The sequence below is a fragment of the Shewanella sp. BF02_Schw genome, from assembly GCF_014596695.2.
In the GTDB taxonomy this organism is placed as follows: Bacteria; Pseudomonadota; Gammaproteobacteria; order Enterobacterales; family Shewanellaceae; genus Shewanella.
Genome location: NZ_JABKAW020000001.1, coordinates 716,415 through 738,149, shown reverse-complemented (window position 1 = coordinate 738,149; position 21,735 = coordinate 716,415). Strand labels below are relative to the sequence as shown.

The following is a 21,735-nucleotide window of genomic DNA, read 5'->3' as shown; positions in this document are numbered from 1 at the left end:
ATTCCTTAAATAAGGCAGAATTACAATTATTCTGTGCCCTTAGCACTTTTCTCGAGGGTTTTCACTCGGCTAAATAATTCATCTAATTGACGGAAACGAACAGTGTTTCGACGCCATAATTTATTTTCCATTGCGATGGTAGCAGACGAATACACACCTTTTTCACGGATAATACTGGTCACGTTTGTTCCGCCTGATATGTGTACACCATCAGCGACACTCAGGTGTCCAGCAACAGCACTACCGCCACCGAGGATACAATATTTACCAATGGTAGAACTGCCGGCAATAATAGAGCCACCAGCCATTGCAGTATTTTGGCCGATAATGACATTATGAGCAATTTGAACTTGGTTGTCGATAATCACGCCATCGTGGATCTCGGTATGCGACAACGCACCACGGTCAATGGAAGTACATGCGCCAATTTCGACATGATTGCCAATCCGAACGCCGCCGGTTTGTGGAATTTTAATCCAGTTACCGCGCTCATTGGCATAACCAAAACCATCAGAGCCAATAACAGTCCCTGAATGGACGATGCAATGATGGCCAATATGGACATTATGATAAACGCTCACGTTCGCCCAAAGACGCGTGTTTGAACCAATAATACTGGTTTCACCCACCACACAACCTGGACCAATCTGAACATTTTCACCCAAAATAACATTGGCACCTATCACTGCATTTGCACCAATAGCCACACCGTCACCTAAAATGGCTGATGCATCTATTTGAGCCGAAGGATGAATACCAGGCGTTTCTTTTGGGGTGGTATCAAGTAATTGCGCTACTCGAGCAAACCCTACGTAAGGATCGCTAACAATCAGGGCGTTACCATGATAACCACTTGCTTCTTTTTCGCTCAGCAATACCGCACTAGCTTGAGTTGCCTCAAGCTGAGCACGGTACTTACTATTGGCTAAAAAAGAGAGTTGGCCTTTAGTTGCACTTTCAAGGGTAGCGACACTGGTTATTTCCAGCGTGGCGTCGCCTTTAATCGTTGCCCCTAATAGTTGGCTAAGCTCTTTTAAAGTCACTTTTTGCATACTTATTATTTGCCTTTGCTTAAGGCTTCTACCACTTTGCTGCTGATGTCAGCTTCTGGCTTAACAAAAATAACTGCGCCACGTTGTAGCACCATGTCGTATTTTTCTTTACCAGCAATGGTATTAATCGCTTTTTGAACTTGAACTAATAGTTTGTTTTGCTCTTCACCTTGACGACGACGCATGTCTTCATCTAATGCTTTGCCTTTCAACTGGAATTCAGACTTTAATGATTCCATTTTACGTACTAATTCAGTCTTTTGTGAATCGCTCATTAAGGCGCCGTCACGTTGTTGTTTCTCAACCAAAGAACGCATTTCTTCTTGCATTTTTTGGACTTCAGCAACACGGTCACCAAACTCAGCTTTTAATGATTTAGAAATTTGTTCGCGCTGTGGCAACTGCTCGAACACTTCACCCATATCAACCACAGCGAGTTTTTCCGCTTGGGCTAGCATAGGGGTAGCAAACAATGCCAATGTAATTAATGCGCGATTTACCATCTTTTTCAAAGTAGACTCCTTGTTAAACTTGTTGTTATCAGCAAAACCTGCCGAGTGTATTTGTTTTAGAACGTTTTGCCAATATTGAATGAGAAAATCTCTGTCTCGTCATCTTCATATTCTTTCAGTGGCCAAGCTAAACTGAATACCATAGGTCCCATTGGCGATAACCACTGCACGCTCATACCCCATGAGGCACGTAAGCGTTCTGGATCGCTATAGTCTTCTAACTTAGAGAACTGATCCGCTGGTAAAGTCCGATATGAGTCATAATCAAACTCAGTATCCCATACGTTACCCGCATCAACGAAGAAACTGGTTCGCACTGAGTTAGTGTAAGCTTCATCAAGGAATGGTGTCGGAACAATCATTTCAAAGCTTGCTGTTGCAATGGCATTACCACCAATTGAACGGCCAGAACTCACCTGAATGGTATTTGGGTCACCAGGTAAACTACAACCATCACCAGAAACATCAGGCGCACATTGCTCACTACCACGGTATAAATAGAACGAACGTGGGCCTACTGAGTTAGACTTAAAGCCACGTAACGAACTGCTACCACCAGAATAATAGTTTTCCCAGAACGGTAAGATTTGATCGTTGTCGTTAAACTGACCATAACCGTTTGAATAACCTAAACGGGCGCGAGCCAATAATACAAACCCATGCTGAGGTGTCAGAGGGAAGTAGAAGTTAGTATCGAAATCCGTTTTAAAGTACTGTAAGTCAGAACCTGGCACTGTCATTTTACCGCTTAAACGTTGCGATGAACCATCTGTCGGGAACGTACCACGGTTAAGTGTGCTGCGGTACCAACCGGCATTCAATTCAAAGTTATCAAAACTTAAGTCTGAATTAGGATCATCCGTTTCACGATACACATTATAGAAACGCAACGCTTGTTCATAAGCAGAGATTTCTGAAATAGTATTATGACGATAACCAATACCACCGTTCAAACGGTTAGATTCGTTAATCGGGAATCCAGAGTTTAACGCTACACCATAAGATTTATTCTTATAGCGCTCAAGGTTAGCCTCGTTGGCATCAAATTCGTTCCAGTAAACGCTACCACCTAAACTGACACCATCCTTAGTAAAGTATGGGTCGGTATAAGACAAGTTGGCACTTTTAGAATATTTGTTAGTGTTGACGCTAAAACCAGCTTGGTTACCAGTACCAAGGAAGTTATTTTGCTCAACGCCAAACTGCAAACTCACACCTGATTCAGTACCATAACCGACACCTGCGTTGAACGAACCTGACGGTTGCTCTTTCACAGTCACTGCGACATCAACTAAATCGTCACTGCCCGGTACTTGAATGGTTTCTGCATCAACAGTTTCGAAATAACCTAAACGGTTAAGACGTAGTTTAGACTGTTCAATTTGAGCAGAATTCAACCACGCACCTTCCATTTGGCGTAATTCGCGGCGCATTACCTCATCTTTGGTAACCGTGTTACCAGTGAAGTTAATTGAGCGAACATACACGCGCTTACCCGGCTTAACATTGATGTTGAGTACCACTTCTTTGGTTTCATCATCAATTTCAGGATAGGTTTTAACTTCAGGATAAGCATAACCAAAGCGGCCAAGGTATTTGCTGTACATTTCTTCGGTGAATGTCACGTCGGCACCGTTGTACATGTTACCCGCTTTAATTGGTAAAATAGATCTCATTAACTCTTCGCGACCCATTAGGTCACCAATTAAGTTAACTTCTTTCACCTTATACTTTTCACCTTCATTCACGTTAATAGTGATGTACAAACCTTTACGGTCTGGTGTCATCGCCACTTGCGTTGAAGTCACTTCAAAACGAATATAGCCTTGATTATGATAATAAGTTTTAATGGTTTCTAAGTCAGCTTGTAGCTTTTGCTTTTGGTAGCGACGTTCACCAAATAAATCCCACCATGCCACATAGTCTTTAAGCTCAAGCATACTGATGAGCTCAGAGTCTGAGAACACAGTATTACCTACTACGTTGATTTGACGGATTTCAGCCGCTAAACCTTCGGTAAACTTAAATTTAAGCTCAACACGGTTACGCGGCAAGTTGATGATTTGCGCTTCAACTTTGGCACCGTATTTACCCACACCGTAATAGAAATCTTGCAGGCCTTTTTCAATACCAGACAACATGGTTCTATCAAGTGATTCGCCAGCTTTAACACCAGAACCGTCAAGGCTTTCTTGTAACTGCTCGTCTTTGATATCTTTATTACCGTCAAACGAGATAATACTGATAGTTGGACGTTCTTTAACCGTTACATAGAGTATACCGTCTTCATGACTGACACTGATGTTTTCAAAATTGGTTGAACCGTAAAGGCTCTTAATCGCTTGCTGTAATTTAACTTCATCTACCGTGTCACCTACTTTCACAGGTAAACTCAATAGTGCTGCACCGAGAGCAACTCGTTGCAAACCTTCTACTTGGATGTCGGTCACTTCAAAAGGTTGGAAAGACTCTGCCCAACCATTCCCTGAAAAAGACGCGCCGACGAATAACATCGAGGCAAAAATTTTATTAAATCTCATAGAGCACTTCTAATTATTAGTCTGTCCTTGCTCAGAGTCGGGCAAAATCGTTGAATAAGGCTACGCCCATCAACATTAGCAGCAAAGCTGCGCCAAACCTGAATCCTATTTCCTGTACCTTTTCGGGTACAGGCTTACCAGTAATCACTTCTATAAAGTAATACAGCAAGTGTCCCCCATCGAGCACTGGCAGAGGCATTAAATTAATAATGCCTAAGTTAACGCTGATGAGCGCGATAAACCCTAGAAAGTACACTAAACCATAACTTGCACTGGCGCCTGCGCCTTGTGCAATCGAAATAGGACCACTAAGGTTTTTCACCGACACATCGCCGGTAAATAATTTTCCAATCATCTTAAAGCTGACGACAACGAGTTGCCATGTTTTATCAGCTGCAGCGATAACAGAATCTACTATGCCATACTCAAGCTCAAAGCGCATATTATCAGGCCACTGAGCTTGGGTTGGGCTAATTCCGACAATTCCGATAGTTTTACCATCAGAATTTTGTTGTGCTTTTGGCACAACATCAACATTGATTTGTTCGCCTTGACGTATCAATGTCATATTAATATTTTTATTAGCAGAGCTTTGTACCACATCAACAAACGCATTCCAATCGCTGTATTGAGTGCCATTGATGTTGACGAGTTTATCGCCAATCTTAATGCCCGCTTGCTCTGCCGCACTGTCTTTACTCACTGCCGCAATCGTTGGATCTATCCCTGGGCGAAATATCCCTAAACCGAGTGCGGTAATCGGCGACTCTTTTTCTGGATCGAAAACCCAATTTCGCGTATCGAGTTTTACGGTGCGAACGGGCATATCCATGCCCGACAACGCTGGTAATGGTGCTAGGGATAACTCAATACTGTCATCACCAATATGACCCACTAAGGCTAAATTAACTTCTTCCCAAGTACGTACTGGCTGTCCTGATACCGCTATAATTTGTTGTGGTTCAACCAACTGAATAACACTGGCAGGACTATTTAACTTAGTACTGTCTATTACCGGCTTAATCGACGGAGTACCAATAAGGTACATGACATATAACGCTACAATTGCAAAAATAAAGTTAGCTATCGGGCCGGCTGATACAATCGCAATACGTTGCCATACCGTTTTACGGTTAAAGGCCTGGTCAAGTAAATGCTCCGGCACGTCTTCAACGCGCTCATCAAGCATTTTGACATAGCCACCTAGTGGGATCATAGCGACGACATATTCAGTACCATCTTTACCCACTTTACGCCAAATCGCTTTGCCAAATCCGATAGAGAAACGCTCGACTTTAACACCACAACGACGGGCAACCCAAAAGTGGCCATACTCATGAGCGGTAATTAAAATACCCAACGCGACGATAAAAGAACCTAAGCTCCAAAAAAAATCTATCATTATTTCCCTGAATTAATTTAGTGTGCTGATAACGGACACTGCCGTGGCACGTGCTTGCTCATCAAGCTGTATTATATCTTCAATACTGTCTAAACGTGTTTGTTGCACCGAGTCTAAACAGCGATAATTAACGTTAGCAATATCAGTAAAACGAATGTGACCTTTTAAAAATGAATCGACAGCAATTTCATTGGCCGCATTCAACACTGTGGTCGCTTCCTGACCTTGCTCACAGGCTTGCATCGCTAAGCGTAAACATGGAAAACGGTCAAAGTCAGGTTCACAAAAGCTTAACTGTCCGACTTTGAAAAAATCTAAAGGTTCAACGCCAGCGCCAATTCTTTGCGGATAGCTCATACAATGAGCAATCGGTGTACGCATATCGGGGTTGCCCATTTGTGCAATAACAGAACCATCGCGGTATTGCACCATTGAATGAATCACGCTTTGAGGATGTATCACTACTTTGAGCTGTTCAGCTTGCGTATTAAACAACCAGCGAGCTTCGATAAACTCTAAGCCTTTATTCATCATGGTGGCTGAATCGACAGAGATTTTAGGCCCCATGGACCAATTAGGGTGATTGCAAGCTTGAACAGGTGTCATCGCACTCAGAGTGGCTAAATCAGTGTTTAAAAACGGTCCACCTGAACCGGTTAATAAAATATGTGATATGCCATTGGCACTTAAGTCACAATAACCGAGTTGCGCTTGGACATTGGTTGGTAAACATTGAAATATGGCATTGTGCTCGCTGTCGACAGGTAGCACTGTCGCACCCGACTGTCTAGCAGTGTGCATAAATAACTCACCCGACATAACCAATGCTTCTTTGTTGGCTAACAACACGCGTTTACCAGCTTTAACAGCGTCAAATGTCGGTACTAAACCCGCTGCACCAACAATAGCGGCCATAACGGTATCAGTGCGACTGTCGGTCACTAACGCATTTAACGCCTCAGCACCTGTAGTCACTTGAGTGATACATCCACTAGGCAATAACGATTTAAGCTCCATGGCGGCGCTCTCATCCACCATATGAGCATACTCAGGCTGATGAGTGATACACAAGGCCAGCATTTTTTGAACACTGGCATTGGCCACTAATCCATAGACATGAAAATCGGCAGGGTTATTTACCATCACACTTAAGGTGCTAGCGCCAATTGAGCCTGTAGCCCCTAAAATCACCATATTTTGCATTGGCATCACATCCACATGGCTATGTAGATAAAGGTAAACACTGGCAATGCAGCCGTTAGACTGTCGATACGGTCTAAAATACCACCATGACCAGGTAAAATGGTGCCAGAGTCTTTAATATTTGCAGCACGTTTGAACATACTTTCAGACAAGTCACCAAAAGCAGAAGCCAGAGCAGTAACGAGTGTCACCACAATGAGTAAGCCTAACTCTTGTTCTGGCGCAACATACATAATGCCCGCAACTACGACCATAGTAGTAATTAAACCACCGGCTAAACCCTCAAGCGTTTTAGCAGGACTCACACTCGGCATCAATTTATGCTTGCCTAACTTACGTCCAGCAAAATAAGCACCGGTGTCAGTCGCCCAAACCACTAACATAACGATAAACACTAATGCACCACCATAATAGGGATGAACGTTACTGCTTAACGATTTGAGAGCGATTAAAGAAGCAAAACACGGGATGAGTGTTAACTGACCAAACATGGATTTCAGCATAGGGCTGTCTTTCCATATTTTGGCACTTTTAGGAAAACTGAACACCAATGCACTACTGACTATCCACCAAAATACACCAATAGTGATGATGGCCAAATAAATAGGGTGTAATTGGCCTTTAAACCACAACACATCTAAGGGTACTGATAAGTTAAGCGCTATCATTAACAGACCCAGGGTAGCAGTAAAAGACCACTGGGTGACATTACAGCTTGGGTCAATGAAACTGCCCCACTCTTTTGCTGCAATTAAAAACACTGGCACTAACACCCAAGCAAACCAGTTTGCTGGAAGTAAAAATATTGCCCCGAGTACAATTGGGATTAACCACAATGCTGTTATTATTCGTTGTTTTAGCAAAAACTAATCCTCTTAATATTTATATTGCGCGTATCTCTTCAATTTGACTACCCGTCAAACCAAAACGGCGCTGCCGACTGGCAAAAATGGCAATAGCATCACGGAATGCTAGCTCATCAAAGTCAGGCCATAGGGTGTCAGTAAACACCAACTCGGCATAAGCGGCCTGCCATAAAACAAAATTACTAATGCGGTAGTCACCGCCAGTACGGATCATTAAATCAACTTCGCTCTGGTTTTGCATGCACAAATGTTCATTTAATGCTTCTTCGGTCATCTGACTGCTGGTGATTTCGCCACTTTCTACTTTTTCGGCTAATTTTTGTGCAGCCTGTAAGATATCCCAACGTCCGCCATAGTTCGCCGCCACATTTAATATCAGACCAGTATTGCTTGCTGTTTTCTCTTGAGCACCGGCAATTTGTTTCTGTAAACGATTAGAAAACCTGCTGGTATCACCAATAATATTGAGCTTAACTTGGTTTTTATCGAGTAGTTTCAATTCACGTTGTAACACCGTAAAAAACAATTCCATCAACAAACTGACTTCTTTATCTGGTCGGCGCCAATTTTCGCTCGAAAATGCAAATAGGGTTAATGATTCAATACCAAGTTGACTTGCAGTACTTACCGCACGGCGCACAGCTTTAACACCGGCTTTATGACCGAAAACCCGGGCTTTACCCTGCAGTTGTGCCCAACGGCCATTACCATCCATAATAATCGCAACATGTTTGGGCAGAGATTGTTTTACTACATCAGATAATTGTCCCGGCAACAATTGCGAAGTCATTTGCTCCGAATCGGCTTTAGGGTCTGATTCAAACTCAACTGTAGACGACATCTACGACAATCCTTTATAAAAACAAACGCCGTGTAGTATACCCTTACACGGCGTGTTAACTCTAGCGTCTAAATTGACAGATTATACTTCCATCAACTCTTTTTCTTTCGCTGCTAGTATTTGATCAATGTTTTTGATTGATGAATCAGTGTGCTTCTGCACTTCATCTTCACTACGGCGAACATCATCTTCAGTACATGCTTTTGCTTTTTCAAGCTTCTTGACTTCACTGATTGCGTCGCGACGAACGTTACGAATGGCAATACGACCATTTTCCGCTTCGTTACGTACCACTTTGATAAAATCTTTACGACGTTCTTCAGTTAACGAAGGCAACGGAATACGCAAAGTTGCACCTGCAGACATAGGGTTTAAGCCTAAATCTGAACTCATAATCGCCTTTTCTACCGCTTGAACTATCGATCTATCAAATACGTTCACTGTTAGTGTACGAGAGTCTTCAACTCCGACATTAGCCACTTGATTAAGCGGTGACATAGAACCGTAGCAAGACACTTGAATAGAATCTAATAAACTTGGGTGTGCACGACCAGTACGAACTTTCGCCATTTGGTTTTTAGTTGCATCTACGCATTTACCCATGCGCTCTTGCGCATCTAACATAATAGTATCAATCACAATAATTTCCTTTTTGTCACAAATTCATGTGTGTTTGAGCATTAGCCTAAGAATGACACATGCAATAAAACCGCTCAAACAGTTAAATTATATAATATAAATATTTTCTGTGTCTGTGATTAAGCAGGTTGTTTACTGCTAATAATCGTACCTTCTTTCTCACCCATAATAACGCGGCGAAGTGCACCTGGCTTGTTCATATTGAATACAAGAATCGGCATATTATGATCACGTGCCATAGTAAATGCAGCGAGATCCATTACTTTTAATTCTGATTCAAGGACTTCGGCAAAACTAAGCGTGTCATATTTAACCGCTTCAGGGTTTTTCATTGGGTCTGCTGAGTATACACCATCTACTTTAGTGCCTTTTAGTACCACTTCAGCTTCAATCTCAATACCACGTAAACATGCTGCTGAGTCTGTTGTACAAAAAGGATTGCCCGTACCCGCAGCAAAAATAACCACACGACCAGACTTTAATAGGCTAATTGCTTCTGTCCAAGTGTAATCATCGCACACACCTTTAAGTGGGATAGCAGACATAAGGCGGGCATTAACATATGCACGGTGCAAGGCATCACGCATGGCTAAGCCATTCATTACGGTTGCTAACATACCCATGTGATCGCCCACCACGCGGTTCATACCAGCTTTTGCTAAGCCTTCACCACGAAATAGATTACCACCACCAATAACCACGCCAACTTGAATACCAAGTTCAACAAGCTCTTTCACTTCTTGTGCCATACGATCAAGTACTTTAGGGTCAATGCCGAAGCCTTCTTCACCCATTAATGCTTCACCGCTTAATTTAAGCAGAATACGTCTAAACGCTGGTTTTGGATTGGTGCTCATAATTTTCATCCTGATCATAACAAAACCGCAGCGGTTGCTGCGGTCTTAGGGTATTTAGATTAAAGCGATTACGCTTTTTTAGTAGCGGCGATTTGCGCAGCTACTTCAGCAGCGAAATCTTCTGCTTTCTTCTCGATACCTTCACCAACTTCTAAACGAATAAAGCTGGTTACTGTAGCGCCTTTCGATTTAAGCACTTCGCCAACAGTTTTCTTTGGTTCCATGATGAAAGCTTGACCAGTAAGAGAGATCTCACCAGTGAACTTCTTCATACGACCAACAACCATCTTCTCAGCGATTTCAGCAGGCTTGCCTTCATTCATCGCGATTTCGATTTGAAGCGTTTGCTCTCTTTCTACAAGTTCAGCAGGCACATCTTCAGGGTTTACGAAATCTGGCTTAGAAGCAGCTACGTGCATTGCGATATGCTTTAGTGTTTCTTCATCAGCTTCACCCGCAACCACAACACCAATACGATCACCGTGACGGTAAGACGCAAGGTTTGCACCATCGATATACTCAACGCGACGAACGTTGATGTTTTCACCGATTTTAGTTACAAGCGCAACACGAGTTTCTTCAAACTGTGCTTTTAAGTCTTCGATAGACACTTTAGATGCAGCAGCAACATCAAGCACTGCGTTAGCAAATGCTAGGAAGTTTGAGTCTTTTGCAACGAAATCAGTTTGACAGTTAACTTCTAAAAGTGCAGCGAAACCTTCGCCATTCTTGATTAGAATTGTACCGTCAGCAGCGATGTTACCTGCTTTTTTAGCAGCCTTCGCGGCGCCGCTTTTACGCATGTTATCAATCGCTAGTTCGATGTCACCGTCAGTTTCAGTCAGTGCATTCTTACAGTCCATCATGCCAGCGCCAGTGCGGTCACGAAGTTCTTTAACTTGGGCAGCAGTAATTGCCATTGTTAAATCCTCTAATTTAATTCGTCTAATATTGCATTTATAAAACAGGGGCCAAAAGGCCCCTGTTCACCAATTATCTTATTGGCAAATAAGGGGGATGATAATCATCACGCCTTATTAAACAGCTTCTACGAAACCGTCTTGCTCAGCTTGAACAGCTAAATCTTGACCACGGCCAGCGTTAGCAGCTGCAGCAACAGAAGAAGTGTACAAACGGATAGCACGCATCGCGTCGTCGTTACCAGGAACGATGTAGTTAACACCGTCTGGTGCAGAGTTGGTATCAACAACTGCAACAACTGGAATACCTAGGTTGTTTGCTTCTTTAATAGCGATATGCTCATGGTCAGCACCGATAACGAATAATACGTCAGGTAAACCGCCCATGTTCTTGATTCCGCCTAAAGACTTTTCTAACTTGTCTAATTCGCGTGAACGCATTAACGCTTCTTTCTTAGTTAACTTGTCGAAAGTACCGTCTACAGACTGGCTTTCTAGCTCTTTAAGACGCTTGATTGACTGACGAACAGTTTTCCAGTTAGTTAACATGCCGCCTAACCAACGATGATCAACATAATACTGATCACAAGAAAGTGCAGATGCTTTGATAGCTTCGCCAGCAGCGCGCTTAGTACCTACGAATAATACTTTACCTTTCTTAGAAGCGATGTTGCTAATGAAAGCTAAAGCTTCGTTGAACATTGGTACTGTATGCTCAAGGTTGATGATGTGTACACCATTACGAGCGCCGAAGATGAAAGGCTTCATCTTAGGGTTCCAGTAACGAGTTTGGTGACCGAAGTGAACACCAGCTTGTAGCATGTCGCGCATTGAAACAGTAGTCATTGTATTTACCTTAATGTAAGGGGTTAGACCTCCACGCATCCCATGTTTCGACTTTCTAACTTCCGTTAAGAATGAGAAAGCACCCCGAAAAATGTGTCGATACGTGTGTGATTTAGTATTTAAGTTAATTGCCATGTATAATGACCACCATATTTTACGATTTGCCGAACACAATGTATACCTTGCTAAAAAAAGCAGCGATTGACATTGTATTAACTCGAACCGTACAACAACGATCTTACACATAACGGCGCGCTTTATACCATAAACGGCATGTAAATACAAATTTTTGCCGTAAAATCCTTGGATAAAACAAGCCTATTTTGACCGTCAAAAAGATAGAGAGTTTTTCATGAGTATTGTGATCAAAAATGCAGACGAGATAGAAAAAATGCGTGCAGCGGGTAAATTAGCGGCGCAAGTATTAGAAATGGTAGCTCCACACATTAAGGCTGGAGTGACCACAAATGAATTAGATGAAATCTGTGCTAAATACACCGAAGAGCAAGGTGCTATTTCAGCCCCGTTAAATTATCACGGATTTCCGAAGTCTATTTGTACGTCGGTAAATGAAGTCGTGTGCCACGGTATTCCTTCAGAGTACGTGTTAAAAGAAGGCGATATGATTAACCTTGATATTACTGTCATCAAAGACGGTTATCATGGTGATACCTCGAAAATGTTTTTAATTGGTGAAGTATCAGCAAAAGACAAACGTTTAAGCCGCATTGCCCAAGAAAGCTTGTATTTAGCCATTCGTAAAGTGCGTCCTGGTTTAAAATTAGGCGAAATTGGCACAACCATCGAAAAATTCATCAAAACAAGTAAAACAGGGCTTGATAAGTACTCCATCGTACAAGATTATTGTGGTCATGGTATTGGCACTGGCTTCCACGAAGAACCACAAGTTGTTCATTATAAAAATAATGATAAAACCGTGTTAAGACCCGGTATGTGCTTTACGATTGAACCAATGATCAATGCAGGTCGTCATACTACTGTGTTGGATAAAAGTGATAATTGGACAGTGACAACTTCTGATAGTAAAAACTCAGCACAATGGGAACATACACTTTTAGTGACCCAAACCGGTGTAGAAGTGTTAACTTTGCGTGAAGAAGAAGACTTTCCCCGTATCATTAACCACTAAAGACTCAAATTAGTAAGGACATCAATGAATACTGCGCTGGCCGCCAAAAACGCATTAATTGACTTAAACCAGCGCTTAGTTGAGCAGTACACTGCAAAACACCCTATTGCTGATATTGTTAAACACCGTAGTCAATTTGTTGATGCTTTACTAACACAAACTTGGCGGGATTTTGGCTTACATAATAGCCAGCTTGCCCTAGTTGCCGTTGGCGGCTACGGTCGTGGTGAACTGCATCCCTATTCAGACATTGACTTACTTTTTTTGGTTAACGATGAACAATTATCGCCCAAAACTGAAATTCAGTTAGGGCAAATCATTACCTACCTTTGGGATACTGGGCTTGAAATAGGCCACAGTGTACGCACAGTTGCGCAAACCATTGAACAAGGTAAATCAGACATCACCATTGCCACAAATCTCATTGAAGCCAGATTGCTCACTGGTAATGAATATCTATTTGACGTGTTATACGATGCTATTCGTCAACAAGACTTTTGGCCCTCTTATGACTTTTATAATGCCAAGAAAGATGAACAAACGACTCGTCATAGTAAAGCCAGTGCCTTTGATTTAGAACCTAACATCAAAACCTGTCCCGGCGGATTGCGTGATATTCAAACCATCGCTTGGGTTGCAATGCGCCACTTTGATGCTGCTAAATTAGAAGATTTAGTCGAGCACGATTTTCTAGCGCCAGCCGAATTAGCAGAATTAATTGAATGCCAAAATTTTCTGTGGGAAATCCGTTTTGCACTTCACACCACCGCGAATCGCAACGAAAACCGCTTGTTGTTTGATTTACAGAGACAAGTTGCCAGTTTATTAGGTTACGAGGATGCTACCCAATTAGCCGTCGAACAAATGATGAAGCGCTATTATCGCACGGTACGCCGAGTGATGGAGCTTAATCAAATGCTGTTGCAATTGTTTAAGCGCGCGACATTAGGTCACACTCAAGCACTGGAAATTCAGCCGATAAGCGATGTTTATCAACGGCGTGGACGTTACATTGAAGTATTAGATGACGATTTATTTAGCCGCCAAAACGAAGAAATATTACGCTTATTTCTACTGGTGGCTAAAAACTCAAACATTCAAGAAATTTACGCGCCAACGTTACGATTACTGCGCAATGCTCGTAGAGCATTAACATCACCCTTACAAGAAAACCCCGCATGTCGTAAAGTGTTTATGGAGATCTTAAAACATCCACGAGGTATTACCGCATTTTCATTAATGCACCAGCACGGTATTTTGTCGTCTTACTTACCGGCTTGGCGCAAGATTGAAGGCCAAATGCAGTTTGATTTATTTCATGCTTATACCGTTGACGAACATACCCATAGATTACTGCTCAATATTGATCGCTTTTCACAGGCTGAACAAAAAGATGAATTTCCACTCGGTGCCATCTTAATTAATCAGTTACCGAAAAAAGGTTTGTTAGTTCTCGGGGCTATTTTTCATGATATCGCTAAAGGCCGTGGCGGCGATCACAGCAAATTAGGATCAAAAGACGCTATCGACTTTTGTAAATTGCATGGCATGAATGATCATGACGGTCGCTTAGTGGCTTGGTTAGTTGAAAATCACTTAGTGATGTCAATCACCGCTCAGCGCAGAGATATTTCAGACCCGGAAGTGATTGCACTATTTGCCGAAAAAGTACGCGATGCTGCACACTTAAGTTATTTGTATTGCCTCACTGTCGCAGATATTTGTGCCACCAATGAGAAAACATGGAATAACTGGAAAGGCTCGTTATTACGTGATTTGTATTTTTCAACTCAACGAGTATTAGCTCGGGGTAAAGAAAAACCTATTGATGCTAAAGCGCGGGTTAAAGAGGTCCAAGCCAAAGCTAAAAAAGAACTTATTCGTCGTGGCCTGAAAGAAAAAGACATGGATGAACTCTGGTCTCGGTTCAAATCTGACTATTTTTTACGTCATCAGCCAACCCAAGTGGCCTGGCATGCTGAGGCCATTCTAAAACATCATCACGACGAACCATTAGTATTAATGTCTAAGCATACAACACGTGGTGGTACGGAGCTTTTTGTCTATAGCAAAGATAAACCAAAACTGTTCGCCACCGTTATGACCGTTTTAGATAACAAAAATATCAATGTGCATGACGCTAACATCATGACATCAAAAGATAACTATGCACTCGACACCTTTGTGATTTTAGAACAAGATGGCGAACCGATTATCCAATTATCACGCATTCAAAGTATCCGCAAAGCACTTGAAAAAGCCTTGGCAAGTGAAAATCCAAAACTGCCGAAGTTTAGAAAACTAGCCCGGATCATGAAACCTTTTAATGTTGCGACTCATGTTAGTTTCTTACCCAGTGCTCGCCATGGTACAAGTATGATGGAATTAATCACTCTCGACACCCCAGGCTTATTAGCCAAAGTCGGTGATACCTTCTACCGTTGTAATGTGACATTATTAGCCGCTAAAATTACCACTATTGGTGAACGTGCAGAAGACTTTTTCATATTAAAAAACCAAAGTGGAACGGCCCTAGATGAGCCACAACAGCAACAATTAGCTGATGCGCTAACACTGGCGCTAAAATCATCTAACTAATTTAAACCATAAATTTGTGCAACTAATCATTTAATACCGGGAGAAAACAATGGAGGCTTTACGCCAACGCATTGAAGCAGCATTCGAAACACGTCAAGACATCTCACCTGCAACCGTAGAACCGAGTGTTCGCGCTGATGTTGAAACCGTGATCAATATGCTCGATAAAGGCCAAGTGCGCGTTGCTGAAAAAATTGACGGTGAATGGCATGTTCACCAATGGCTTAAAAAGGCGGTACTACTGTCTTTTCGCATTTTTGATAACGGCGTGATTGAAGGTGGCGACACCAAGTATTTCGACAAAGTCCCACAAAAATTTGCCGATTATGACGAAGCTCGTTTTAAAGCAGAAGGTATTCGTGTTGTGCCACCCGCAACGGTTCGCAAAGGCTCATTTATCGGTAAAAATACCGTATTGATGCCATCTTACGTTAACCTTGGTGCCTATGTTGATGAAGGTACTATGGTTGATACATGGGCTACTGTTGGTTCGTGTGCGCAGATTGGTAAAAACGTACACTTATCTGGCGGTGTTGGTATTGGCGGTGTTTTAGAGCCATTACAAGCAGGTCCAACCATTATTGAAGATAACTGTTTTATTGGTGCTCGCAGCGAAATCGTTGAAGGTGTTGTGGTTGAAGAAGGCAGCGTCATTTCAATGGGCGTTTACATTGGCCAAAGCACGCGAATTTTTGATCGTGAAACTGGTGAAGTACATTACGGTCGTGTTCCTGCTGGATCGGTTGTCGTATCAGGTAACCTACCATCGGCTTGTGGCACATACAGCTTGTATGCAGCGATTATTGTCAAAAAAGTTGATGCTAAAACCCGCGGTAAAGTGGGTATCAATGAACTATTACGTATCGTTGATTAATTTTATTATCCAACGATAATCTACAAAAGGCTCCTAGGAGCCTTTTTTGTTAATGTTAAATTATCCATTAAATAAAAAATATAAGTTCCAAAAAATAACATTAACTTATCAAATCAATAGTATAACTAATTAGATCTTGCTTGTGCATTCACCAATAATGCATTCGCTAATATTCGCCAGGTTAACATTCCAATCACCAACTGCTTGTCATTTTGAACAATCAAATAATTAACATTACTTTTTTCCATCGTCCGTTGAGCATCGTTCAAAATGGTACGATCGTTAATCATATTTATTTTATGTTCCATCACTTGATGTACACGTTTATTCAGCAAGCTTCTATCCGCTGCACGTTCTGCTGCTGTATTTAAAAATGGGCTGTGCCAAAATGCTAAAACGTTATTATCAACCACGCCTATTGGGCTACGATTTTTTTCTGACAGTACCACGGCCACATCCATTTTAGCTTTTTTCATCATAGACTCAGCATGTTCAAGAGTATGATACTCCTCTAAAAAAACAACTGGGGCTAATGACAAAGTGCTAACATATTCTTCTTGTTTAAAGTCTTCGACAGCCAAAATATCAATACAGGTATCAACAACGACCTCATCGAATATTATGCCTCTGCCTTTTAATAACTCTTGGGTTAACACCTCCATTCCGAGCGATGGCCGATAAGGTCGATGGCTAAGAATCGAATCAGCAACGTCGGCTACAGCAATGATCTTGGCTTCAAGTATAATGTCATCCGCTTTCAACCCTTTTGGATAACCTGAACCGTCTAAGCGTTCATGATGTTGAAGGATCATTTGCTTAATAGGCCAAGGAAACTCCACTTCATCAACAATTAAAGCGCCTTGCTCAGGGTGTTGTTTAACCAAGCCAAACTCAGCATCACTTAACCGTGAGGGTTTAGATAGAATCTGGCTTGGAATGGCCAACTTACCGATATCGTGGATCAATGATCCCAGTTTTAATCCTTCCAATACTTCAGGTGTTAAGCCCATTTTCTCGCCAATAAGATAGCTTAACTGCGCAACCGACTTTTGATGCCCCGCGGTATAAGCATCTTTTAATTCTAGCGCTTCTGAAATGGCACCAATCAACTGCACCAAAATGAGGGTCATCTTTTCTTTTTGCATTTTAATAATGCTAGATTGTCTCGATACCGCTTTCATGGTTCGAGGTAATTCGACGCTGTGCCACAAAATAGTCGCAAAAATACTTAACGATTTGGCATCTACTTGGGTATAAGGTTTATCTCGATTGCCAACGCCGATAATGCCAACGAGTTTTTTGCGATAATGAATCGGCACACAAAGATGATTACTAAAGGCAAAAAAACCTTGTTGTTGCGAGCGATTCTCAGAAATACTGGCTAATTCATTATGCACCATCGATTTACGGGTTTGGATGGTTTCAGCCCAAATACCAGAATCTGCTTTATAGGTTTGTTGTTTTGTAATCGTAAAGTATTCACTGACGTTTTCACTCCATGTGGTTCGCACTATTTGATTGTTTTTCTCATCAAACATATGCAGATAACCCACATTAGATTGAGTCAATGAAAGTGCCTGTTTTAATGACGTAGCAAACACCATATCACCGCTGGCATTAATCACTTCTTCGATTTGATTTAGCCAATCATCACTAGACTGGATCGCTTGATGATAATCAGGATGTAAATCAGATAACCAAGCTTTATCGAGTTCGATTTCTATGAAGGTAATACACCAATGCTCACTGCTTTCTTCTATCGGGGTGACAGTCGCTTGTAATGCATGCCCTTTGTCATCAACAAAATTGATCAGTTGTGAAGAAAGATGATTGGTAAGATCTATTTGCTCATGAGTAAGCATTGAAAAAGCATTCGATAATGGTTGTTTTAGAATAGCCGAGATGGGTTTATTGACTAATTTGTATAGCGGTTCACTTAGCTTAATTAATTCAAGCCTATCATTAAGAATGCCCCAACAGAGCCCAACTGTTTTAGGTAATTCTGAAGGTTTTAAGAAAAAATTAGCTTTTTGTAACATCCAGTTTCCCGTTTCTTACTTATACAGACTAAAAATATCAATTCCAATGGAATACAGCATAGCAAATTTCTAATAGATAAGTTGATACAGTAACTTACAGGAATCACTCATCTTTATTTATCTTTAAAGATAACACCATTTGATTTAACGTCAAATGATGTATATCTACAAACTTTAAAACACGACCGTTTTATTACCGTACACCACAACTTGTTCATTTAATACCAATTGCAGGGCTTTACTTAATACGCTTTTTTCAACATCACGGCCATTATGGGCTAATTCTTCTGCGCTATAACTGTGATCAACTGAAATGACATCTTGTTTAATAATAGGTCCTTCATCCAAGTGATTATTCACAAAGTGTGCTGTTGCACCAATAATTTTAACACCACGATCCCATGCTTGCTTATAAGGTGATGCACCAATGAATGCGGGTAAAAAAGAATGATGAATATTAATAATTTTATCTGCAAATGCTGTTACAAACTCAGGTGTTAATACTCGCATATATTTAGCGAGTACAACAAAGTCCGGATCATAAGGTTTTATCACTTTAAGCATCGCTTGTTCATGTTCTTGACGATTTAAGCCTTCATGACTGACATAATGAAATGGGATATCAAACTTTTCAGTTAATGGCTGCAACACATCATAATTGCCTACCACAGCAGCAATCTCAACATCCAAGCCACCATAATAAGATTTCATCAGAATATCGCCTAAACAATGGGCTTCTTTTGTCACCATGATCACGATACGTTTTTTACCCATATCCACTAATTTCATGTGATTTTTAGCTGGCAATACTTCACGTAATTCATTCAGTAGGCGTTCATCATCAAACACCCCTTCAAGCTCCGCACGCATAAAAAAGCGGCCTTGAGTGTGGTCAACAAATTCGGTGTTTTTAATAATGTTTAATTGATGAGCAAAACATACGTTGGTGATTTTAGCTATCAACCCCTGAGCATCAGCACAATCGGTTATTAGCACTTTACGTTGTAAATTAGCTGGGGTAAAAATAGTTTTATCTTGATGGCTCACGCGTACAACTCCTCTTAAAATACTGTTTTACAGTGTGCCATTTAAAAAGATTTTTGGGTGATGTTTTTAATGATAAATTCTCATAAAAGAGAAATAATCTTGCTTTAAATACAAAACTCTCAAATATGTATGACAAGTTAAGCAACAACTATTATGGCTTAATGAAACAACCGTCCGAACTAACGCCGAGAATCTAAATATTTTTGCAGCAATTTACGTAATGTTTCAGCCTTAGTGCCATAAACAACTTGTACACCTTTGCCCATAACAACCACGCCTTTAGCTCCTAAACGCATTAGTCTAGCTTTATCGATTAAATTGGCTTGATTAACACTTATACGTAAGCGGGTTAAACAGGCATTAATCTCAACAATATTCTCGCGTCCGCCCAATGCAGAAATCATAGCCCGCAAGCTCTCTTTAGGCTCTGCAGGTAAATCACTTTGCTCGATTCGGCCAGGTGTTTTTAAATTGAACGCTAAAATACTGGCCCTAAAAATGGCATAATAAATGACTGCGGTAAGCGGGCCCAATATCCAAATCCAATGAGTATTAGCAGAGCGAGAAAACAATAAGGTGAAATCTACCAGCCCATGAGAGAACACGATGCTGTGATGAACTTCTAGTAAAATACACACGCTGTAAGCTATGCCCGTGAGTAATGCATGCACAATAAACAAAATTGGCGCGACAAACATAAAGGCAAATTCTATCGGCTCTGTCACCCCGGTTAACCAACTAGCTGTCGCCGCTGATAACATAATCCCCGCAACTCTGTTACGCTCGGATTTATCAGCACAACGCCAAATCGCTAATGCTGCCGCGGGTAAGCCCCACATTTTAATCAAATAGCCACCAGCAAGATTTCCCGCCAATGGATCGCCGGCCAAATAACGCGCCACCTCACCCCGAACCACTGTACCTTGATTAATGTACTGCCCTACTTCAAGATAAAATGGCGCATTCCAAATATGATGCAACCCTAGTGGAATTAATAAGCGTTCAACCGTTCCGTAAACCCCAAAAGCAATAGCGGGGTCTTGATATACAGCCCAATCAGAAAGGAGTTCAATAATATGCGACAAGGGTGGCCAAACATGCACAAGTAAATAAGCCAGTGCCATAGACAGGGGTATAGTAATTATTGGTGCACTGCGACGACCTTCGAAAAATGAAAAAATAGCAGGCAATTTAACATGTTGACTAAGATTGACAGCTAAACATGTCATCGCACCGACTAACATTCCGCCAGCGATACCAGTGTCAATCGTTTGCATGCCCCATAGCGGTCGCGATACCAGGCCATAAATATTTGTTAGGGCACCCATCGTGGACAAAAACACCCCGAAACCAAATACAGCTGAAAATGCTGCAATGCCTTGGTCTCGACAAAAACCAATCGCTACAGCAACACTAAACAGCAAAGGCATCATGGTAAAAACCAGATTGCCTACAGCAGAAAATACTGTATTCAATTCTGCAGGGATAAATGGCAACGGGTTAACCGTCAACCCTAACATCACCCCCGCAGCAGGTAAAATAGCAATAGGTATGAGCAGTGCTTGACTCAGGCGCTGTGCGAATTTAAACCATTGTTGCGTAAAAAAACTTACGCTACGTTTACCGATATGACGGCGTTGTGCCAAGTGGCTATCCATGTTTTAGCTTCTATTTCGGGTTCCATTGTTTCACAGGCATCAATTTCTAATCGTTCAGTCAGCGGCTTGGCACCCAACTCGGTTAACAACTCATCAAATTGTTTTATCGCCCCACAAAAAGTGTCATAGCTCGAATCGCCTAACCCAATTAGGCTGTATTGCAATAATGGTAAATACGGTGCACTGGATTTAAGTTCATTAAACCAAGGAGACATATCCTCGGGTATATCACCTTGCCCTGTGGTTGATGACACTACTATGAGTAGTTCATCTTGAGGTGGTATAAAACCAGATAATTCATTGGGTTGCCAAAGCTTAGTTGTAAACCCTAATGTTGCAATCGCTTTAGTCACTGTTTCGGCTGTAAATTGTGCGCTACCATAAACGGTACCAAAAACAACATTGACCTTTTTCATGGTATACTTTCCCCTTAAATGTAATACGATATAAAAGACCTTGAGTCTTAGTGACTTACCTTACTGTATTGTTTGAGTCTCTCGCAAGTGTCTTTATAAAGTAATTTAAATCGATATGGTCAACATCAGTTGCCCCAAATGAAATAGCGCAATAACGGAATCAAGACGATGCGACAAGTGAGCAGAAAGCGAAGACTAAAACTACAACATAAATTCGCCCACATTCGTCGTAACTATTATTTCCACATCGAACAAAAGCAGCACGAACCTATACC

General features: G+C 41.5%; 18 protein-coding genes. 3 read left to right on the top strand and 15 right to left on the bottom strand.

What is annotated here, in order from left to right; translation table 11 throughout:
* Positions 1–26: 26 nt before the first annotated feature.
* From lpxD to rpsB, 11 genes are all read right to left on the bottom strand, one after another.
* Positions 27–1,052 carry a UDP-3-O-(3-hydroxymyristoyl)glucosamine N-acyltransferase gene (gene lpxD / locus HNW13_RS03420; RefSeq protein ID WP_162023506.1) on the bottom strand — a complete coding sequence of 342 codons (1,026 nt, stop codon included), beginning with the start codon at positions 1,050–1,052 and terminating at the stop codon, positions 27–29.
* A gap of 5 nt (positions 1,053–1,057) precedes the next feature.
* Positions 1,058–1,555: an OmpH family outer membrane protein gene (locus tag HNW13_RS03415; protein ID WP_011636753.1), complete on the bottom strand. Its 498-nt coding sequence runs from the start codon at positions 1,553–1,555 to the stop codon at positions 1,058–1,060.
* Between the two features lie 65 nt (positions 1,556–1,620).
* Positions 1,621–4,104 carry an outer membrane protein assembly factor BamA gene (gene bamA, locus HNW13_RS03410; RefSeq protein ID WP_101086635.1) on the bottom strand — a complete coding sequence of 828 codons (2,484 nt, stop codon included), beginning with the start codon at positions 4,102–4,104 and terminating at the stop codon, positions 1,621–1,623.
* A 31-nt stretch (positions 4,105–4,135) separates the two neighbouring features.
* A complete protein-coding gene (gene rseP, locus HNW13_RS03405) occupies positions 4,136–5,506 on the bottom strand; it encodes a sigma E protease regulator RseP (RefSeq protein WP_101086634.1) in 1,371 nt (456 codons plus the stop codon).
* Between the two features lie 12 nt (positions 5,507–5,518).
* Entirely contained in the window at positions 5,519–6,709 is a 1,191-nt protein-coding gene (ispC, locus tag HNW13_RS03400) for a 1-deoxy-D-xylulose-5-phosphate reductoisomerase (RefSeq protein WP_192115299.1), read from the bottom strand.
* A 5-nt stretch (positions 6,710–6,714) separates the two neighbouring features.
* Positions 6,715–7,572, bottom strand: coding sequence for a phosphatidate cytidylyltransferase (locus HNW13_RS03395; protein WP_101086633.1), 858 nt, complete (start codon positions 7,570–7,572; stop codon positions 6,715–6,717).
* A gap of 19 nt (positions 7,573–7,591) precedes the next feature.
* The gene (uppS, locus tag HNW13_RS03390; RefSeq protein WP_011636748.1) at positions 7,592–8,416 is read right to left on the bottom strand and encodes a polyprenyl diphosphate synthase; all 825 of its coding nucleotides are present in this window, start codon (positions 8,414–8,416) and stop codon (positions 7,592–7,594) included.
* A gap of 81 nt (positions 8,417–8,497) precedes the next feature.
* Complete coding sequence (gene frr / locus HNW13_RS03385) at positions 8,498–9,055, bottom strand: ribosome recycling factor (RefSeq protein ID WP_162023507.1); 558 nt, start codon at positions 9,053–9,055, stop codon at positions 8,498–8,500.
* A 119-nt stretch (positions 9,056–9,174) separates the two neighbouring features.
* Positions 9,175–9,912 carry a UMP kinase gene (gene pyrH / locus HNW13_RS03380; RefSeq protein ID WP_011636746.1) on the bottom strand — a complete coding sequence of 246 codons (738 nt, stop codon included), beginning with the start codon at positions 9,910–9,912 and terminating at the stop codon, positions 9,175–9,177.
* A 68-nt stretch (positions 9,913–9,980) separates the two neighbouring features.
* Positions 9,981–10,832 (bottom strand): translation elongation factor Ts, encoded by an 852-nt coding sequence (gene tsf, locus HNW13_RS03375; RefSeq protein WP_162023508.1) that lies wholly within the window; start codon positions 10,830–10,832, stop codon positions 9,981–9,983.
* A 117-nt stretch (positions 10,833–10,949) separates the two neighbouring features.
* Complete coding sequence (gene rpsB, locus HNW13_RS03370) at positions 10,950–11,678, bottom strand: 30S ribosomal protein S2 (RefSeq protein ID WP_011636744.1); 729 nt, start codon at positions 11,676–11,678, stop codon at positions 10,950–10,952.
* 352 nt (positions 11,679–12,030) lie between these two features.
* On the opposite strand from rpsB, the gene map reads away from it, so the two are divergent.
* From map to dapD, 3 genes are read left to right on the top strand one after another with little or no spacing between them, the layout of a single operon-like run.
* Positions 12,031–12,828, top strand: a complete 798-nt coding sequence (gene map / locus HNW13_RS03365; RefSeq protein ID WP_101086631.1) for a type I methionyl aminopeptidase — start codon at positions 12,031–12,033, stop codon at positions 12,826–12,828.
* Between the two features lie 24 nt (positions 12,829–12,852).
* Complete coding sequence (gene glnD / locus HNW13_RS03360) at positions 12,853–15,426, top strand: bifunctional uridylyltransferase/uridylyl-removing protein GlnD (RefSeq protein WP_192115291.1); 2,574 nt, start codon at positions 12,853–12,855, stop codon at positions 15,424–15,426.
* A gap of 49 nt (positions 15,427–15,475) precedes the next feature.
* Positions 15,476–16,300: a 2,3,4,5-tetrahydropyridine-2,6-dicarboxylate N-succinyltransferase gene (gene dapD, locus HNW13_RS03355; protein ID WP_101086629.1), complete on the top strand. Its 825-nt coding sequence runs from the start codon at positions 15,476–15,478 to the stop codon at positions 16,298–16,300.
* 125 nt (positions 16,301–16,425) lie between these two features.
* Here the strand turns inward: dapD and HNW13_RS03350 are convergent, their stop codons facing one another.
* The 4 genes from HNW13_RS03350 to HNW13_RS03335 form a co-directional block, all read right to left on the bottom strand.
* On the bottom strand, positions 16,426–18,339 hold the full coding sequence (locus HNW13_RS03350) for an HD domain-containing phosphohydrolase (protein ID WP_101086628.1): 1,914 nt from the start codon (positions 18,337–18,339) through the stop codon (positions 16,426–16,428).
* Positions 18,340–18,513: 174 nt separating this feature from the next.
* The gene (gene purU, locus HNW13_RS03345; RefSeq protein ID WP_174839644.1) at positions 18,514–19,386 is read right to left on the bottom strand and encodes a formyltetrahydrofolate deformylase; all 873 of its coding nucleotides are present in this window, start codon (positions 19,384–19,386) and stop codon (positions 18,514–18,516) included.
* A gap of 179 nt (positions 19,387–19,565) precedes the next feature.
* On the bottom strand, positions 19,566–21,044 hold the full coding sequence (locus tag HNW13_RS03340) for a PTS transporter subunit EIIC (RefSeq protein WP_101086626.1): 1,479 nt from the start codon (positions 21,042–21,044) through the stop codon (positions 19,566–19,568).
* Positions 20,996–21,460 carry a flavodoxin gene (locus HNW13_RS03335; protein ID WP_101086625.1) on the bottom strand — a complete coding sequence of 155 codons (465 nt, stop codon included), beginning with the start codon at positions 21,458–21,460 and terminating at the stop codon, positions 20,996–20,998. The genes HNW13_RS03340 and HNW13_RS03335 overlap by 49 nt, the downstream gene beginning before the upstream one ends.
* Between the last annotated feature and the right edge of the window lie 275 nt (positions 21,461–21,735).

Coding starts and splice junctions, on each gene's coding strand:
- tsf (WP_162023508.1), bottom strand. CDS start 10,832: ATGGCAATTACTGCTGCCCAAGTTAAAGAACTTCGTGACCGCACTGGC.
- rseP (WP_101086634.1), bottom strand. CDS start 5,506: ATGATAGATTTTTTTTGGAGCTTAGGTTCTTTTATCGTCGCGTTGGGT.
- lpxD (WP_162023506.1), bottom strand. CDS start 1,052: ATGCAAAAAGTGACTTTAAAAGAGCTTAGCCAACTATTAGGGGCAACG.
- HNW13_RS03350 (WP_101086628.1), bottom strand. CDS start 18,339: ATGTTACAAAAAGCTAATTTTTTCTTAAAACCTTCAGAATTACCTAAA.
- bamA (WP_101086635.1), bottom strand. CDS start 4,104: ATGAGATTTAATAAAATTTTTGCCTCGATGTTATTCGTCGGCGCGTCT.
- HNW13_RS03415 (WP_011636753.1), bottom strand. CDS start 1,555: ATGGTAAATCGCGCATTAATTACATTGGCATTGTTTGCTACCCCTATG.
- map (WP_101086631.1), top strand. CDS start 12,031: ATGAGTATTGTGATCAAAAATGCAGACGAGATAGAAAAAATGCGTGCA.
- pyrH (WP_011636746.1), bottom strand. CDS start 9,912: ATGAGCACCAATCCAAAACCAGCGTTTAGACGTATTCTGCTTAAATTA.
- glnD (WP_192115291.1), top strand. CDS start 12,853: ATGAATACTGCGCTGGCCGCCAAAAACGCATTAATTGACTTAAACCAG.
- dapD (WP_101086629.1), top strand. CDS start 15,476: ATGGAGGCTTTACGCCAACGCATTGAAGCAGCATTCGAAACACGTCAA.
- ispC (WP_192115299.1), bottom strand. CDS start 6,709: ATGCAAAATATGGTGATTTTAGGGGCTACAGGCTCAATTGGCGCTAGC.
- HNW13_RS03340 (WP_101086626.1), bottom strand. CDS start 21,044: ATGGATAGCCACTTGGCACAACGCCGTCATATCGGTAAACGTAGCGTA.
- uppS (WP_011636748.1), bottom strand. CDS start 8,416: ATGTCGTCTACAGTTGAGTTTGAATCAGACCCTAAAGCCGATTCGGAG.
- HNW13_RS03335 (WP_101086625.1), bottom strand. CDS start 21,460: ATGAAAAAGGTCAATGTTGTTTTTGGTACCGTTTATGGTAGCGCACAA.
- rpsB (WP_011636744.1), bottom strand. CDS start 11,678: ATGACTACTGTTTCAATGCGCGACATGCTACAAGCTGGTGTTCACTTC.